This is a genomic window from Persicimonas caeni (assembly GCF_006517175.1).
In the GTDB taxonomy this organism is placed as follows: Bacteria; Myxococcota_A; Bradymonadia; order Bradymonadales; family Bradymonadaceae; genus Persicimonas; species Persicimonas caeni.
Map to the genome: position 1 here is coordinate 5,390,764 of NZ_CP041186.1, position 17,095 is coordinate 5,407,858.

General features: G+C 62.9%; 14 protein-coding genes. 8 read left to right on the forward strand and 6 right to left on the reverse strand.

Going from position 1 to position 17,095, the window contains the following annotated elements:
* The first annotated feature begins 128 nt into the window (after positions 1-128).
* Entirely contained in the window at positions 129-1,064 is a 936-nt protein-coding gene (locus tag FIV42_RS30260) for a hypothetical protein (RefSeq protein WP_168210790.1), read from the forward strand.
* Complete coding sequence (proB, locus tag FIV42_RS19845; RefSeq protein WP_168210791.1) at positions 1,061-2,200, forward strand: glutamate 5-kinase; 1,140 nt, start codon at positions 1,061-1,063, stop codon at positions 2,198-2,200. The genes FIV42_RS30260 and proB overlap by 4 nt, the downstream gene beginning before the upstream one ends.
* A gap of 27 nt (positions 2,201-2,227) precedes the next feature.
* Here proB and FIV42_RS19850 read toward each other — a convergent pair whose 3' ends face one another.
* The 3 genes from FIV42_RS19850 to FIV42_RS19860 form a co-directional block, all read right to left on the reverse strand.
* A complete protein-coding gene (locus tag FIV42_RS19850; protein ID WP_141199373.1) occupies positions 2,228-2,614 on the reverse strand; it encodes a thioredoxin family protein in 387 nt (128 codons plus the stop codon).
* 113 nt (positions 2,615-2,727) lie between these two features.
* Entirely contained in the window at positions 2,728-2,973 is a 246-nt protein-coding gene (locus tag FIV42_RS19855) for a hypothetical protein (RefSeq protein WP_141199374.1), read from the reverse strand.
* Positions 2,974-3,052: 79 nt separating this feature from the next.
* On the reverse strand, positions 3,053-3,418 hold the full coding sequence (locus tag FIV42_RS19860; RefSeq protein ID WP_141199375.1) for a TraR/DksA family transcriptional regulator: 366 nt from the start codon (positions 3,416-3,418) through the stop codon (positions 3,053-3,055).
* 652 nt (positions 3,419-4,070) lie between these two features.
* On the opposite strand from FIV42_RS19860, the gene pilM reads away from it, so the two are divergent.
* The 6 genes from pilM to FIV42_RS19890 all read left to right on the forward strand — a co-directional run bounded on the left by pilM (position 4,071) and on the right by FIV42_RS19890 (position 11,666).
* Complete coding sequence (gene pilM / locus FIV42_RS19865; protein WP_141199376.1) at positions 4,071-5,132, forward strand: type IV pilus assembly protein PilM; 1,062 nt, start codon at positions 4,071-4,073, stop codon at positions 5,130-5,132.
* Positions 5,129-5,779: a PilN domain-containing protein gene (locus tag FIV42_RS19870; protein ID WP_141199377.1), complete on the forward strand. Its 651-nt coding sequence runs from the start codon at positions 5,129-5,131 to the stop codon at positions 5,777-5,779. The genes pilM and FIV42_RS19870 overlap by 4 nt, the downstream gene beginning before the upstream one ends.
* Before the next feature lie 57 nt (positions 5,780-5,836).
* Positions 5,837-6,424 (forward strand): type IV pilus inner membrane component PilO, encoded by a 588-nt coding sequence (gene pilO, locus FIV42_RS19875; protein WP_141199378.1) that lies wholly within the window; start codon positions 5,837-5,839, stop codon positions 6,422-6,424.
* 57 nt (positions 6,425-6,481) lie between these two features.
* Positions 6,482-7,228: a pilus assembly protein PilP gene (locus tag FIV42_RS19880; RefSeq protein WP_168210792.1), complete on the forward strand. Its 747-nt coding sequence runs from the start codon at positions 6,482-6,484 to the stop codon at positions 7,226-7,228.
* Positions 7,229-7,399: 171 nt separating this feature from the next.
* Positions 7,400-10,741, forward strand: a complete 3,342-nt coding sequence (pilQ, locus tag FIV42_RS19885) for a type IV pilus secretin PilQ (RefSeq protein WP_168210793.1) — start codon at positions 7,400-7,402, stop codon at positions 10,739-10,741.
* 118 nt (positions 10,742-10,859) lie between these two features.
* Positions 10,860-11,666, forward strand: coding sequence for a hypothetical protein (locus tag FIV42_RS19890; RefSeq protein WP_141199381.1), 807 nt, complete (start codon positions 10,860-10,862; stop codon positions 11,664-11,666).
* 92 nt (positions 11,667-11,758) lie between these two features.
* Here the strand turns inward: FIV42_RS19890 and FIV42_RS19895 are convergent, their stop codons facing one another.
* The 3 genes from FIV42_RS19895 to FIV42_RS19905 all read right to left on the reverse strand — a co-directional run bounded on the left by FIV42_RS19895 (position 11,759) and on the right by FIV42_RS19905 (position 17,078).
* Entirely contained in the window at positions 11,759-13,504 is a 1,746-nt protein-coding gene (locus FIV42_RS19895) for a carboxypeptidase regulatory-like domain-containing protein (protein WP_141199382.1), read from the reverse strand.
* A 59-nt stretch (positions 13,505-13,563) separates the two neighbouring features.
* The gene (locus FIV42_RS19900) at positions 13,564-15,282 is read right to left on the reverse strand and encodes a DUF6178 family protein (protein WP_141199383.1); all 1,719 of its coding nucleotides are present in this window, start codon (positions 15,280-15,282) and stop codon (positions 13,564-13,566) included.
* 200 nt (positions 15,283-15,482) lie between these two features.
* Positions 15,483-17,078, reverse strand: coding sequence for a lysine--tRNA ligase (locus FIV42_RS19905; protein WP_141199384.1), 1,596 nt, complete (start codon positions 17,076-17,078; stop codon positions 15,483-15,485).
* Positions 17,079-17,095 lie beyond the last annotated feature (17 nt).

A 17,095-nucleotide genomic window follows, 5' to 3' on the forward strand; every position in this document is an offset into this window, starting at 1 on the left:
GGATCAGGTCAAGTCGCAATCATGCGAGCACCACCGGGGGCGATGCTCAGGAGTCGACCATCGCTGATGCACAACAATCGGGTCGGACGGGGAAATGGCAAGTCGCGAGTGCACTGTGCGTGTTCGCTGTGCTGACGCCGCTCTGCAGCGCGTGCGACGGGGCGAGCGGGGCGGCGAGTCTGTTCGAGGAGACCCTTCGCGAGCAAGCCTCCACCGAGTCCAAGAGTGGGGTATTGCGTGCTCTGCAAGTCCGTCAGCGTGCGCAGCAGGTGGCCGAGCGAGTCGCCGCGCCAATGGTGCCGGCCTGCGAACTCGAGCTCTCCGCCGACACGGCTTATCGATACCGATGGGCGCTCGAGCTGACACGGAGTAGCGCGGCGGGGGTCGAGGAGCGCTGGAAAGAGACGCGTGTGCTGCGTCGCGACGGGGACGGAGACTTGGCCCTCGAGATGCAGGCCGATTTTCGCACCGAGCTTGGCCTCGAGGGGCGCCGAAGCCCGCGATGGCTCATTGTGGGCGATCAGAATTACGTGAGCGACGACGGCCGCGCCTACTATCGCCGAGCCGTGCGGGCGGACGAGCGCGAGCGCGTCGTGGAGGCGGCGAGTAGCGCCGTGCAGACGCTCCTCGACGCGGTGTCGAACGGTTGGAGTCGGCAAGAAGCGCTCGAGGGAGGGGGCGAGGAGGCGACCTTTCGTATCGGCGGCAAGCCGTTGATCTGCGGACCACGAGCCGACTCGCAGACCGGATGGCTCCGTCGCTTCGAAACCCGTGCGACCCCACTTCGTGGCGAGCTTCAGGTCCGAAACACGGGCGGCCGACGCTCGCGCACTCTCGAGATCCGCTGGCAACTCGAGGATGGCTCGACCTTGGCGGCCAGCTTTGCGGACCAACTCTCCGTGGAGTCGACGCCAGTCGAAGCGCCCGACGACGACGCGATCGTGCACGTCGAGCGCGACCGCAGTCTCCACCGGATCGAACAGGCGCTCGCGGAGATGGCCCGCGCGCAGCTCATCGAGCGAACGAATTCATCAACCAAAGACGTAAAAGACGAAAACCCATGAAACGAAGCGATTGGATCAGCAAGGCCGAGCATTGGGTGGTCAAGATTGGTAGTGCGGTCTTTTTGCGCGATGCGCGCCGCCTCGACCGCCCGGCCTTCGCCGCGCTCGTCGAAGACGTCGCGTCGCTTCTGGCGCGCGGAAAGCGAGTCACGTTGGTGTCTTCGGGAGCCGTCGCGCTCGGACGAGAGCACATGGGCTGGCCCGATGAGGATCGCAGCGATATCCCGAGCTTGCAGGCCTACGCCGCCATCGGCCAGTCACGGCTGATGCAGATGTATGCCGACGAATTTGGCCACCACGGCCACAAGATCGCGCAGGTCCTCTTCTCGCGCGGGGACCTCGATGACCGCAGACGCTTTTTGAACGCGCGCATGGCGCTCAATCAACTGCATCGGCTCGGCGTCGTGCCCATCGTCAACGAGAACGACACGGTGGCCACCGAAGAGCTTCGCTTTGGCGACAACGATCGCCTGGCGGCGATGACCTGCGGACTCGTCGGCGCGGATCTGTTGGTGATCCTGTCGGACGTCGAGGCGGTCTATGACGTGGAGACGGACGACGAGGGCACGCGCCGGTTTACCGAGCCCATCTCCCAAATCGATGCTGACGACCCCTATCTGGAGCAGGTCGCCGGCCCGTCGACCTCGGGGGTGGGTCGCGGGGGGATGCTCTCGAAGGTCCAGGCCGCGCAGACGGCCGGGCGTATGGGTGTTCCCACGGTGATCAGCGCAGGCAAGCGCAGAGGGATTTTGACCGAGATCGCCGACGAGGATGAAATCGGCACGCTGATCACGCCGGGAAGCGGCAGCGGACTGGCAGGCAAGAAGGTCTGGTTGGGCGCAGGTGCGCGGCCGGTCGGCCGACTCCTATGTGACGAAGGCGCGGTGCGTGCGCTGACCCAGCGCGGCGCGAGCCTCTTGCCCTCCGGAGTCAGCACCGTCGAGGGCGACTTTCCTGAAGGGAGTGTCGTCGAACTCGCTGATCGTGCGGGCAAAGTGTTCGGGCGTGGGCTGACCGTGTACGGCTCCGAGGAGATTCGGCGCATTGCGGGCCACCACAGCGACGAGATCGAAGCCCTGCTCGGCTACCGTGTGCTCGACACAGTGGTCCACCGCGACAGCCTGGTGATGCTGTAGTTGGTGGGCCAGCAGGGCAGGGCGGGGTTACATCGGCGGCCAGTACTGGCGGATGACCTCGGGGCCCAGGTAGAGCATCACGCCCGTCGAGATCAGGATGAAGAGCACCAGAAAGGGGTTGAGGAAGTTTTCGACGCGTACGCGACCGCTGTGGACGACTTCGCCGTCGATATTGACCTCGCAGGTCGGGTTATAGCCGATCAGCGAGAGCAATTCGGCGTCGACGTGATACACCTCGCCGTCATTGTCCTCGACGATCGCCTGCAGCCGTGGGCGCACCCGCGGTCCGCTGGTTCGATCGACAAACTCCCCATTGATACGCAGTTCGTAGGTCGGCGCCAGATACAGCCAGCGCCAGGTCCAGTTGCCGGAGACCTCGAGGGTATGCCCCTTCCATTCGACTTCGAGCGCCATCAGCTGCCTCGGGTGCATGCGGGTCATCGTTGGATGCAGCGTAGGCTCGCCAGTATAGCGGTTTCACGCCGGCGAGCCAATCGTCCCGCCTGCATGACGCTCGGTCGGAGTCCTCAGCCCGTGGGAGTCTCTTTGGAGATCTGCTCTTCGCCCACCAAGATATAGTGCTTGCGCACGTGGTGAGCGATCTCGCAGTTTTCGGCCAGCGACTTGTCCGTGTAGGGCGCGTGACGGCAGTCGAGCACGTCGGTCCAGTCGTGGACTCCCGGCGGGAACTCGACGTCGCCGCCGCGGCCTCGGGCCTCGCCGAAGCGGGCGCAATCTTCGGTGGTGTACAAATACAGCTTACTGCCGGCCATGGTCTCTCCGGACATCACAAACAACGGTGAGGGTGGCAGAGGCGGCCCCAAAGTCTGAGGAGCCGCCGCCTGACCTGAATCATTCGGCGAAGTGGCGCTCGCGACGCTCTTGGTCTTCTTTGCACGCGATGCACATGGTGGTCACCGGGCGTGCTTTGAGGCGCTTGACCGAGATCTCTTCGCCGCACATGACGCATTCGCCGAACTCACCGGCGTCGATGCGCTTGAGGGCCAGATCGATCTTGTCGATCAGCGAGCGCTCACGGCCCCTGAGTCTGAGGCTCAGGTTCTGGTCCGTCAAGGCACTCGCCAGGTCCGCCTCGTCGGCCATATCCTCTTTGCTCAGCTCGATTTCGTTTTTGAGGGTATGCATCGCCTTGCGAAGGAGGGTCTTTTTCTCCTCGGCAAGCATCTGTCGAAATTCCTCGAGCTTATTCGCTTCCATCGATAAACCTGTGTCTATGTGGACGAGTTTGTTGCCATCCGTCGCCCAAGGGCGTTCAAAATGGCCCCGAAAATGTCGGTAGACGCCAAAAGTTGCAAGGGGGATTTCAGGTCCCCGAGACTCCAGCGCGCTGGATGCGGCACCACCGACTCACCTATAGAGCTGTGTTGAAGCGCCGACCTTGTACGTCAAATGCGCGCGTCGAGCAACACCCGGTTGTCATTTCTGCTGTGTTGCCTTGAATAAAGACACAACCTGCAGAACAACAACCCTCTATCGAAACACGAATCGAGCGGCAGTATTCACGATCCTGTAGGCCGCACCCGATCATCATTTTGCCGTCAACCGAACAGCTATCCGCCCCAAATTAATTCCCAGACGGCCCCAAACGGGGGAAGATGGGGCCGGTGAAGAATTTTCTCACAAAAAACTTTGGCACTGATAAAAGTGATGTATAAAGGAAGTGAACCTGGAGCGATCGCCCGTAGGATGGGCCCACAAGCCCGATTTCGGGACCACTTCGCTGACGGCGAGGTGACGCAACCGGTCGTATTCTGAGCCGAATTGGACGGCTAGGAATTCTTGACACTGCTCTGAGGCGCGTGGCACCATGCGCCTAGAACAGAATTTTCCGCTGTAAGAGGATGCACGCATGGCGAAGGGACGAAACTGCGTCGGTCTCGATATCGGGTCGAGTGCAGTCAAACTTTGTGTGCTCAAAGAGACGAAAAAAGGCCTGCAGTTGCAGGCGTTTGACCACACAACACTCCCCCCGGAGACAATCGTCGACGGGGCCCTGATGAACTCCACGGTGGTCGCCGATGCGATCGCCGAGCTGCTCGACCGTAATAAGGTGCGCTACAAAGAAACCGCACTGAGCGTGTCGGGCAACACCGTCATCATCAAAAAGATCACCTTGCCCCTGATGACTCAAGAGGAACTCGAAGAGTCGATTCAGTGGGAGGCCGAGCAGTATATCCCGTTCGACATCCAGGACGTGTTTATCGGCTTCGAGGTCCTCGCCCCGCGCACTGAGCAGGGCCAGATGGACGTGGTATTGGTGGCGGCCAAAAAGGAGATGATCAACGACTACACTGCCGTTTGCCACGAGACCGGCCTCAAGCCCATCGTGGTCGACGTCGACGTGTTCTGTATGCAGAACATGTACGAGGTCAACTACGGCTACCACGAAAACGAGACGGTCGTTCTTCTGGATATCGGCAACAGCGTGGTGTCGATGAACGTGGTCACCGACGGCATGACCGTCTTTACCCGCGATCTGTCGATCGGTGGCAGTGACATCACCGAAGAGATCCAGAAGCAGCTCAACATCACCTATCAAGAAGCCGAAATGTACAAGATGGGCGGCACGCCTGGCGGCGGCACCGACGAGGTGCTTCCCCAGGAGGTCGAGTCCATCATTCAAGATAAAGCTGAGGATATGGCCAACGAGATCCAGCGTTCGCTGGACTTCTACGCCGCTACTGCTGCCGACAGCCACATCGACAAGATCGTGGCCTCGGGTGGCACGGCGGCCATCCCCTCGCTGATCCGTACGATCGCGCGTATCAGCGGCGTACCGGCCGAGGTGGCCAACCCGTTCCGCAACATCAGTTATGATGAGCGGCAGTTCTCGCCCGAGCGTATTCAGAGCTGGGCGCCGATCGCCGGCATTTCCGTCGGCCTGGCGCTTCGGAGGACGAACGAACGATGATTCGCGTAAACCTACTTCCAATCAAGAAGGCCCGGAGGCGCTCGGCAGGGCGCACCCAGCTCATCGCCTTTGCGCTGCTGATCATTCTGGAGATTGCCGCCTTTGCGGCGGTCTACATGGCCGAGTCGAGCCGTCTCGACGAGCTCAAGACCGAGGTCGCCCAGAACCAGCAAAAGGTCAAAAAGGCCGAGCAAGAGGTCAAGAGCGCCAAGCAGCTCGAGGCCAAGCAGCAGGAGCTGCAGCAGCAGGTCCAGATCCTCGACGAGCTCGAGAAGAAACGCACCGGTCCGGTGCGCGTGCTCGACGAGGTCCAGGCCATGCTCAGCCCGCCGCGCAACGAGGAGGACCGCCACGCCCAGTCGCGCAAAAACTGGAACGTGGAGTGGGACACTCGTCGCCTGTGGATCAAGTCGCTCGAGGAGACCGAGGGCGACTTCGAGATGCTCGGCTCGGCGATGAACGCCGACGACGTGGCCGAATTTCTGCAGCGCTTGACCACCGCCGAGCACTTCGACGGTGTTCAACTCGACTACGTCAAGGCCACCGGCTCCAAAGGTGCCAAGGTCAAGCTGGTCGAATTTCGGGTCACCGGAAAGCTGTCGTATACCACAGTACCCAAAGACGATGGGGCCAAAGACGGCTCCTAATCGCGGTCGGGCCTGCACGGACAACCGCCGTTTGAGATCATCGGGACGTAAGAGCTCATGAACGATTTCATCGATAAATTCAACCAGGTGCCCATGGCTCAGAAGGTTCTCCTTCTGATCATCTTGCTGGTTGGTCTGGCCGCCGGATTCTGGTTCTCGATCTATACGCCCATTCAGGACGATATCGAGTCGAACAAGAATCAGTTGAGCAAGCTCGAGCAGGAACAGAAGCGACTCGAGCGCCTCAAAGAAAACCAGGCGCGCATGCGCGCCAAGATCGCCGAGCTGCAACAAGAGTTGCTCATCGCTCGCGAGAAGTTGCCCGAGACGGCCGAGATCCCGAGCCTGCTGCAGCGCATTCACAACCAGGCCAAGACCGCTGGACTCGAAATTCAGAGCTTCCAGCGCCTGGAGAGCAAGCCGCAGCAGTATTACCTGGAGATCCCGGTCAACATGGAGCTTGTCGGCACCTTCGACGAGCTAGCCAACTTTTTCCAGTACGTCGGTCGCATGACGCGTATTGTCAACGTCAAGAACCTTTCGATGAAGCGCCAGAAGTCGGGGCTGAACCAAAACGGCGACCTCGTCGTGACTGCCCAGGCGACCACCTTCCAGCTCAAGCAGAAGCAGGGTGGCGGCAAGTAGTCATCGTGGAGGGACCGCATCTAACGGGTCCGCACTCAAGCAATGGATCGCAAGCAAGTGAACACACGTAGTCACAACATCTCTTCGGCCCGCGCCACCGTCGTACTCCTGGCGTTGCTTATGCTGGGGACGTCTGGCTGTGAGTTTCTGGGGCTCGACGGTTCTGGTGGCCAGCAGGCTCAAAACGCCCAGCAAGCCCAAAACCCGGGCGCCAATCAGGCCGCCCAACAGCAGGCGGCGACGGCGAGCGAAAAAGAAGAGGAAGAAGAGTACGAGCGCCCCGAGTATCCCGACCAGGTGCGGCGCAACCCGTTTTTGCCCGACCTGGAGATCTTCCAGCCCAAAGAACAGCTGGCAGATGGGGACGTGCGTCCGCTCGAGCCTCTCGAGAAGTACGGACTCGGCCAACTTCAACTGGTCGCCATCATCAGCGAGGTGGCCGTGCCCAAGGCGATGTTCTTGGACCCCGAGGGCTTCGGCCACGTGGTCAAAGAGGGCGATCGCATCGGGCAAAACGGTGGCACCATCGCCGACATCCGCGACAACGAAGTCGAGGTGCGCGAGATCACCGACGAGGAAGAGACCCAAACCCGGCTGACCACCCTCGAGCTGGCCAATGACGAGCTCGAGGTCCGCCAGGAAGAAGGCTTGAGCGACGAAGAACGCGAGGCACTGCGCCGGCTTCTTCAGACCGACGAGGGCCGCAAGGCCGTCCAAGAGTCCTTCGATCGCAGGGCACCCGGGGCTGCGGCCTCCGAGCGCCAGCAGAACACGCGCCGCGGCGGTTTGCCGCCCCGGCGTTGACGATTGCCATATTGAGGATGCGACGGAGGAGTCGCGCCACAGTCACTCTGAACGCTTCGATCTGGAGCTTGTAATACGATGCAACTGTTGAGCGAACATGACAGTTCACCGCTGGGCCACACTAATTGTCCAGGTCGGGCTGATAGCTCAGTGAGACTTAGGAGTCATGCCATGAGACGGAAGTTTTCTGTCGTTTTCCTGTGTGTCTTGATGGGGCTGAGCGCTCCCGTCTTCGCCCAGGGGACAGGAAAGACGAATAATCACGCCGCGGCCAACTCGGTTGGTTCGCTGGAGATCAACGAAGCCCAAGACGGCACTTATATCCGTGTTCACGGCACGAGTGACCCGACTTTTTCGGTCTTCAAATTGACCAACCCGCTTCGGCTCTTCGTCGACATCTCGGGCAGCCAGCTCGACGGTGACGCGATCACCAAGCGCGTGGGCAACGGCGTGATTTCGAAGGTCGCTCTGATCGACTTCGACGAGAATTCGCAGTCGGTCGCCCGTCTGATCATCGGCTTCGACACCGCGGCGCACTACGACGTCAAAGCCGACGGCAACGACGTGATCGTCTTCGTCGACGGCGACAAGCGGCGCAAGAGCCCCAAGAATGTCGCCAAGCTTCAAGACAAGCTCGACCAGGTCGAGTCGAAGTACCGCGCCAAGCTCGCCAGCAGCGAAGACCGCTACAACCAGGCGATGAGCAAGCTGGGCAACACGCGCAGCGAGCTCGAAGCCACCGAGCAGAAGCTCGAGCAGCTTCGCGCCGAGATGACCAAGGCCAGCGGCGAGCAGCGCGACCGACTCGCCTCCAAGATCGCGCGCCAGAGTGACCTGCTCAAAGAGACCAAGGCCGAGATCACCCGGCGTGAAAAGAAGGTCGCCCAGCTCAAAGGCGACCTCGGCCAGCTGCGCACCGAGCGTGACAAGGCCCTCCAGAAGGTCCGCAAGCTCGAGCGCGAGCGCCAAGCCGCGCTGGCTCAGGCCGAGAAGGCCCAGCAAGAGAGCACCCAGGCCCGCAAGCGCGCCCAGAAGCTCGCCAGCGAGCTCGACACGACCCGTCGTGCGCTCGACTCGGTGGCTTCCGAAAAGGACCAGCTCAAAAATCGCCTGGACACCATGGCCCAGCAGGCCAAGCAGTCCTCGCAAAAGGTCGACGCCCAGCTCGCCAAGCTCGACGCCGCCAAAGAGCGTCAGCAGCAGCTCGAAGAGCAGCTCGCCTCGCTTCGCAACTCGCTGTCGAAAGGCAACGAGTCGGTGCGCGGCGAACTCGAGAAGATCGAAAAAGAGAAAGTGCGCTTGAGCAAGCGCCTCGAGGGTCAGCTCGCCTCGCTCGAGAAGGCCCGCAAGGAAGCCAAGAGCGCCAATGAGCGCGTCGCCTCGCTGCAACAGCTCGTCGACGCTCGCGAAGCCGAGGTCGCTCAGCTTCGCCGCGAACTCGAGCAGGCTCGCACTCAGCGCAGCAACGACGAGGCCGCGCAGAACACCGCCGAGTTGGCTCGCCTCAAGCAGCTTCGCGCCAAGCTCGAAGCCGAGCAGAAGCGCGTGGCCAGCCTCGAGCAAAAGCGTGTGGCCGAACAAGAGCGTCTGTCCGAGCTGGCCCAGCGCCGCGAGCGCGCCCAGCAGGAACTGAGCGAGACCGAAGGCCAGATCGAAGCGCGCCGCAAGGAGCTCGAGGGCATTCGCACCCGCGAAGATCTGCCCGCCGCCAAGGCTGTGGCCATCAACCCCAACGAAGCCAACCACGTGCGCGACATCCGCCTCGAGACCGCTCAGGGCCGCTCGCGCATCGTCGTCGAGCTCGACCGCCCCTCGAATTTCGAGACCCTTCCCTGGAAGGACAGCCGCGCGGTCATGATCCTCAACGGCGTCGAGCTTCCCGAGAAGCTCCAGCGCACGCTGGCTCCCGACGCGCAGGGCGGCGCAGTCCGCTTCGTGTCGAGCTACACCGACGAGAGTGGCAAGGTGCGCATGGAAGCCGAGCTCGGCGAAGATGCCTCCGAAGTCATCCGCCAGGAAGGCAACAAGGTCGTCTGGGAGTTCGCTCCCCGAATGGCTGCTAACGCGCCGACCCAGAACAGCCAGATGGCCGCCAACGGCCAGCCGCGTCGCACCGACGACGGCCAGAGCTTCACCTCGGCCCCGCCGAACTACCCGCGCACCGTCGCCGACCCCACCAAGGTCAACACCGTGCCGGGCATGAAGCGCAAGCGCCTGACCATCGACCTTCGCCAGGCCGACATCCAGAACGTGCTTCGCCTCCTGGCCAAAGAGGGTGGCGTCAACATCATCACCGGTGACGGCGTCGACGGCTCGGTGACCATGCGTCTTCGCAGCGTCCCGCTCGACCAGGTCTTCCTGACCATCCTGCAGTCGCAGGGCTTGGGCTTCGAGGTGCGCGGCAACGTCATTCGCGTCGCCCCGCAGTCGGTGCTCATCGAAGAGGAGAAGAAGCGCGCCGAGGCTCGTGCCCGCGCAGAGAAGCTCCAGCCTCTGGAAGTCTTCTTGCTGCCCGTCAACTACGCCGAAGCCGGCCAGATGCAAGCGCAGGTCCAGGGGCTCCTGAGCCCGCGCGGAAGCGTCACGGTCGACGAGCGCACCAACACGCTCATCATCAAGGACCTCCCGGACAACCTGGCCTCCATTCGCGCGCTGGTCGAAAGCCTCGACTCGCAGGTGCCGCAGGTGCTCATCGAGGCTCGTATCGTCGAGACCAACGACACCTTCGACCGTCAGCTCGGTATCCAGTGGGGTGGTGACTTCACCTTCTCGCAGGGCAACGGCAACCCGACCGGACTGGTCTTCCCGAGCGTGCTCGGTGTGGCCGGTGGCGCGACCGACGGTCAGACCCCCACGGCCGGTACCGCCAGCAACCCGAACTTCGCGGTCAACCTGCCCGCGCCGGCTGGTACTGGCGCTGGTGGTGCGATTGGCCTGACGATGGGTAGCGTGGGCGGCAGCGTCAACTTGAACCTGCGCCTGTCGGCTCTCGAGTCGCAGGGCCACGCCAAGTTGGTCAGCTCGCCGCGCATCCTGACGCTGGACAACACCGAGGCGACTATCTCGCAGGGTACCAGCATTCCCATCAGCGTGGTCAGCGCCGCCGGCGTCCAGACCGTCTTCGTCGACGCGACCCTGGAACTGACGGTTCGCCCGCACGTGACTCCGGACGGTAATATCCAGCTGCAGATTTCGGCCTCCAAGAACGAGCCCGACTTCCAGAACACCGGTGCCAGTGGCGACCCCACCATCATCCGGAAGCAGGCCGAGACCGAGTTGCTCATCAAGGATGGCGACACCACCGTCATCGGCGGCATCTACACCCGTAACTCGGGTTCGAGCCTGTCGGCGGTGCCGTTCTTCCACAAGATTCCGATTCTGGGCAACCTGTTCAAGACGACCTCGACCAGCGAGCGTCGCACCGAGTTGCTCATCTTCATCACCCCGCGCATCGTCAACCGTGCCCAGTCGCTGGGCACCCAGTCGGGCGCCGGGGCGGTGACGACCGAGTAAGAATCTTGGTGATGGATTTGACGTAGGCTGAGATTTCCGTCTCAATAGAAGTATAGCCACCAGTTGGTCGAGAGGTCGTGGCTCCAGGCCATCGAGAACCCTCGAGGAGAGTAGATAAATGAAAAGCTGGACTAAAAATATCGCACTTCTTACGTGTTCGCTGCTGCTCGTAGGAGCCAGCGCGTGCGTCGAGCAGGAGCCGAGCATGTCCCTTCAGGGCAGTGTCCTGTTCGAGGGGTCCATCAGTGATGACGGCACGCTGACGTGCGAGGCCACGGTCGATCCCGGCTCGGTCGAGAACTTCTCGCCGCGCGGCCAAATCGACATTCGTGAACTCAAGGAGGCCGGTCAAGTCGGCCCCCCCTTCACCACGGGCGCCTCGCACCCCTCGTTCGTCTTCTGGGCCGCCATCCAGAACCTGCTCGAAGAGAGCACTCAGGTCGGCGCCGGCGGTGGCGGCGGGGACAACTTCGAGGGCCTCAAAGAGGACCAGAACTACATCATGGTCACCGGGGCCACGGTGCGCTTCCCCTCCGAGCTCAACAAGTTCAACGGCGCCGAGTTCGCCACCACGCTCGAGAAGAAGGAGCTGTTCACCTCCGTGCTTCCCAGCAACGAAGGCGGCGTAGTTGTGAGCTTCCCGATCTTCGGCCAGCGCGAGATCCAGGCGCTCGAAGACTTCTACTCGCAGGCTGTCCAGGCGGCCGGCTACCCCGCCGACGCCTCCAAGCCCATCGTGCCGCTCATCGCCGAGATTCAGATCGAAGGCGAAACCTTCAGCGGCCGCGAAGTCGAGTCGAACAAGTTCCAGTATCCCATCGATATCTGCCTCGACTGCACGCCGCCGGCGAACTGGGACAACGACCCCGATAACGACGAGATCGACACCTTCCAGACGACCGGCACCTGCTTCCTCGCTGAGTAATCGGAAGAAGGCGCCAGACACAAAAAAGCCGCCGGCGATTCGACGCCGGCGGCTTTTTTCGTTTCTTGTGTCGGACTCGGCCGACGCCTCGCTCACACTCTCCGGCGCGACAGGCCCACCAGACCGAGCGCGACAAGCAGCGCGGCGAGGCCGGAAGGCGCGTCGGAGGGAGCCGACGAGCAGCCACCCTGGACGCCGCGAGACGGCTTGACCAGCGGGCCGAGGCTGCTGTTGCGCTCGCCGCTCGCGTCGCCGCCGATATCACCGCCGCTATTGCTTCCGGCGTCGGTCACGACACCGGCGTCGTCCAATCCTGCGTCATCGCTCGAACCGCCCGTGTCGGCCACCGTGCCCGCGTCCTGCGAGCCGCCGGTGTCATCACCGCTCGACGTGCCCGGGACGAGCTGGATGCTCCCCCAGTTGGTCGCGCCGCTGACCAGGTCCTTGGAGCGCGTCGCCGTCTCGTAACCGCTCTTGGTCGCCGTGATGTCGACCGAGCCCAGGTCGACGCGCACTGCGTCGAAGCGGTACTGCCCCGAGGCGTTGGTCGCCGTCGACTGGCCGTCGCTCAGCGCGATGGACACGTCGGCGACGCCGCTTCCGCTGATATCGTCCGCATCTGTGTAGGCATAGCCGGTGAGCACGACCGACTCGGGGCCGGTGGGGCCGAGTTCTTTGATTTCGAGGTTCGGCTGGTAGTGCGCCAGCATCCAGGTGTAGGTCTTTCCGACCTCGCCCCAGCTCGCCGCGCCCCACTGGCAGATGCCGCGCACCAGGCAGCGGTCGCTCCCCGACACGTTCGGGTGGTCGGCGTGGCCGGCGCAGGAGTTGTGGCCGCACCAGCTTCCCACACACGAGCTCACCGACGGGTTGTCGGGCACGATGGCGTTCTGGTGCTCGGGGCGGGTGCCGTTTTTGCCGCAGCTCGCCGCGTACTCGTACTTCTCGATATTGTTCGGGTTGCTCTTGTCGACCAAGATCTTGCTCGCCACGGCCTGGGCGGCGTTGGTCGTGATCGTCATGCGGTCGTCGGAGTAGCGCTGGTTGCAGGCCGTGTCGTCGATGTGAAACCAGGTCATCCCGTCGACGGTGCGGTTGAGCGTGCGCCGGTTATTCGGGCCATAGTGGACCACGAAATACAGCGCGTAGCTCTTGGCCGCGATGGCAAACGCCTTGTAGACCTCCGAGGCGCCCGGCAGGTTGCGAAACACGCCGATCTCGGGCGGCAGCACGCCTTTGACGTACTCGTCGAGGGTCATCTCGTCGATACCCACGATGGGATTGGAGCTGTCGGTGCAGCCCTGCTGGCCGGTGTGGTCCTGGCGCCGCCCCACGCGGATGGTCGGGTTGGTGTCCGACGGGATGGTCAGCCCGAGCGGGTTGGCCTCGGCGCCGAGCACGTCGGTGATGGGAATCGAGCCGCCGCCTTCCTCCGGAAAGCTGCCGCTGAAGCTTGGCAGCCCCACGGCGTGCTCGAGGCGCTCGTGGCCCTCGTCGAGGAAATGGGTCGTGTAGACCCGCGGCGTGCCCTGGCGTCGCTGGGGGACGCGCTGGTTGACGTATCGCGACTCGAAGCGCTCGTCTCCGAGGGTCGCCTCGATGGACAGCTCGTATTTTCCGGGGGCGACGTCGAAGGCGTAGCGGCCCTGGGCGTCGGTCTGGACGACCTCGTTGGTGCCGAGCACCTTCACGGTCGCGCCCGCCACGGGCACCCCGGTGGCCGCGTCGGTCAACTGACCGGACAGCTCATCGGCTTGGGCGCCCGCAGGGGCGATGCTGAAGAGGAGGGCAGCGCAGGCTGCAGTTGCGCAACTCGACCAACGATGCAGCGAATTCATGGGAGGCCTCGCGTGTGGCAAAATGTGCGTGTCACGCGAGGACTATAGTGAACTCCGGCCTACTTCGCCACCAGCAACACTTCCTGGAAGACCGCCGGATTGTCGATGGCGGTCACGCTGCCAAACTCGTGCTCGAGGCGCTCGAGGGCCTGGTTGATCCAGCGGATGAACAGCCGGTTGGAGGCCACGGGAATGCTCTCGGAGACGCGCTCCAACAGCGGCTCGAAGAACGCCTTGCCGTCTTTGTCCCACGGCGCCTCACGCACGACCTTGGTGAGTCGCTTGAGTCCGCCGGGGCGAAGGGGCCGAAGCGAGGCTTCGCCGCCGAGCAAGAAGTTGGCCAGCCAGGTGGTCACAAAGGTGTCAAAGGTCACCGCGACCGCCTGGTTGAGCGTGTCCTCGGCGTAGACCAACTCGGCGAGTGTGTCGAGCGTTTGGCGCTCGACGGCGAAGAGCCAGACCTGCTTGAAGGCGATCATGCCGATGCGAAACGCCGCCGAGTCGAGCTGGTCCTGGGACTTGAAGATCTCGAAGGTCACTTCGTCCCACGCAAACGTCGGCCGCGGGCGCGACAGCGAGTCGGCCAGCGCGCGCTCCGAGCCGTCGAGCAGCGAATAGCGGTCGCCCTCGACGATCGACAGGGTGGGGCGGTGCTCCAGAGACTCGAGCCGGGCCTGCAGCTTGCGGGGCAGCGAGAAGCCGACCTGGAAGATGCGCTTGATTGGCAGCTCGGCCAGGTGGCCGGCGGCCACTTCGATATTGGCGCGGCTCAAGAACTCGAGCCCCAGGCTCAAATACCCGAGCGTGCGTCGGATGACCTCGCGGCCACTCTCGACCTCGCCGGGCTCGATGCCGTCGGCGATCATCGTGCGGTTCGTCAGCGAGCCGACCTGGTAGACCACGCGCTGGACGACCTCGGGGTCGTCGACCTTGGCGAGCGCGCGCACCGCGTAGAACTCCTCGTCGTCGAACTCGTCTTCGAGCACGGCCGGCAAGTCGAGATGTTCGGGCTGCAGGCGCTCGACATGCTCGTCGGGGTTGGCGCCTGACTCGACGCGCTCGCGGTAGCGCTGCGGGTCGATATACGAGTAGACCTCGACGGCCTCCTCACGGGTGACGAAGCCAAACTCCTCGAGACGGCTGTTGCGCCACTTGTACGCAAACTCCTCCATCTCGCTCATCAGCTCCCAGCGCACCGCCTCCAAGAGCGTCCAGGCGAGCACGCGGTCGGCGGCGTAGAGCCGGTCGATGAGCGTGCGAAGCAGGGCGGCCTTGTCCTCGTCGTCGGGCAGCACCAGCGCGTACACCCCGTCGGGGCTCGTGGCGATATTGCCCTCGAGGTGGTCGGGGATGCGCCCCTCGTCCATCTCCTCGACGTGCAGGTGCGTCTTGAAATAGATCGAGAGCACCTCCGGGTCGAGCTCGCGGCAAACCTGCTTGAGCTTGGCGTCGCTCGCCTCGGACACCAGCGCCACGAGCCACTTGTCCATCTTGTCGGCGATGAGTCGGTCGCGCGTCCAGCAGTCGAAGTCGACGAAGTTCTGGATCTGGCGCGGCGTGGCGTAGTGGATCAGGTCGTAGGTCTGGTCCCAGCCGGCGCTCTTGATGAGCCCGTAGAACACCTGCGCGTCCAACTTCTGCAGGTAATCGACCGGATCGTCCATCTCCATGATGGCCTTGACCTGGTCGGCCGGCTCCCCGGGCGGCAGGCTGCGCTCGATATGGTCGAGCGGGGAGTTCTGGCGGTGCTTGTCGAGCTTGATGACTTTGTCGCTCATAGTGTGTATCGGCTGTGAAGATTGTGCTCTTTTTGGCGTCTCGGTTCTCGAAGGCCTGCTACATAAGCAATTAAGGACATAGGGGCAGCGAACCGAGACCATATGGCAACTCGCAACCCTTATGTCCTTAATTGCCTAATTAGAGGGCGCCTCTAACTCTGCAAGGCTTCCAACGATTTGCAACGCCTACAACGAACGACTCAAACGCCTTCTTCCAATCGCTCGTCGATGAGCGCCAGCGTCTCGTCGACGCCGTAGACGCTGACGAAGGTGCCCACGCGCGGGCCGCGATCCTGGCCGAGCAGAAGCCGGTACAGGGTGCGGAACCACTTGCCCAGGCTCACCTCGTTCTCCTTGCCCGCGCTGTAGCACGCCGACTGGATCTCCTGGGCGTCGTTGCCCTCGTAGCCCTCCAGGAACTCACGGAACTGCTCGAGGGCGGGCATCATCTCGTCGGCCGGCAGTTCGTACTCCTTGGTGGGCAGCACGAAGTCGCGGTAGTAGCGAAGCGCCCGGTCGATCATGTCGTCGATGATCTCTTTGTTCTGGTCGGCGTCCTCGTCGTAGCGCTTGATATACTTCCAGACGACCTCTTTGTCGTCGGTGTTGAGCACGTTCACCAGGTTCAAGAGCATCGAGTACGAGATGTCGGCCTCGTAGCCGACGTCGTCGCCCGCCTCGACCTTGTCGTGCTCGACGAACCAGGTCGGGTTGTCGAGCTGCTCTTCGCCCTCGGTGCGGCCAAATTCCTGGCGCGCCTCCAAGAACTTGTCGACGCTGCGCGGGATCACCTCGAAGTACAGCTTCTTGGCCTTCTGCGGGCTCTGGAAGATGAACCAGCCCAGGCTCTCGAGCGGCCCGTAGCGCAGCCACTCGTCGATGGTGAGGCCCTTGCCCACGCTCTTCGAGATTTTCTGGCCATTTTCATCCAGGAACATCTCGTAGAAGAAGCCCGCCGGCGGCTCGCCGCCCAGCTTGCGCACGATCTTCGCGCTCAGCTCGGCCGACTCGATGAGGTCCTTGCCGTACATCTCGTAGTCGACGTCGAACACGTACCAGCGCAGCGCCCAGTCGACCTTCCAGCCGACCTTGACGTTGCCGCCGGTCACCGACATGCGCCCCTCGTGGCCGCACGAGTCGATGTTGCGGAAGCTCTGGTCACAGGCGTACGAAATCTCGCCGTCCTCGGGGTGAATGTCGGTCACCCGCGTGGTGTAGACCTTGCCGCAGCTCTCGCAGATGGGGAAAAACGGGCTCCACGCCTCGCGGTTCTCCTTGCGAAGCGTCGGGGTGATCACCCCGCGCACGGCGTCGTAATTCTCGAGGATCTTGACCAGGCCCTCGTCGAACACCCCGCCGCGATACTGATCTTTGGACGACTTGAACTCGTAGTCGAAGCCGAACGAGTCCAGAAAGCCGCGCAGCTTGGCGTTCATGTAGCCCGAGAAGCTGTCCTCTTCCTCGAACGGGTCGGGGATATCGCACAGCGGCTTGCCCAGATGCTCCAAGATCAGGTCTTGGTTGGGGATATTCTCGGGCACCTTGCGCAGCCCGTCCATGTCGTCGGAGAAGGCGTACAGCTTGGTCGGCAGATCCGAGAGGTGCTCGAAGGCGTGGCGCACCCAGGTGGTACGCGCCACCTCGGCGAACGTGCCGATATGCGGCAGCCCGCTGGGCCCGAAGCCAGTCTCGAGCAGCACATGCTCGTGTTTGCGATTGGTCGCCTCTTCGCGCTCGATCTTCTCGAGAATGCTGCGTGCTTCTTCAAATGGCCAGCTGGTCAATTCGTCAGACATATGCTTCCTCTCGCATT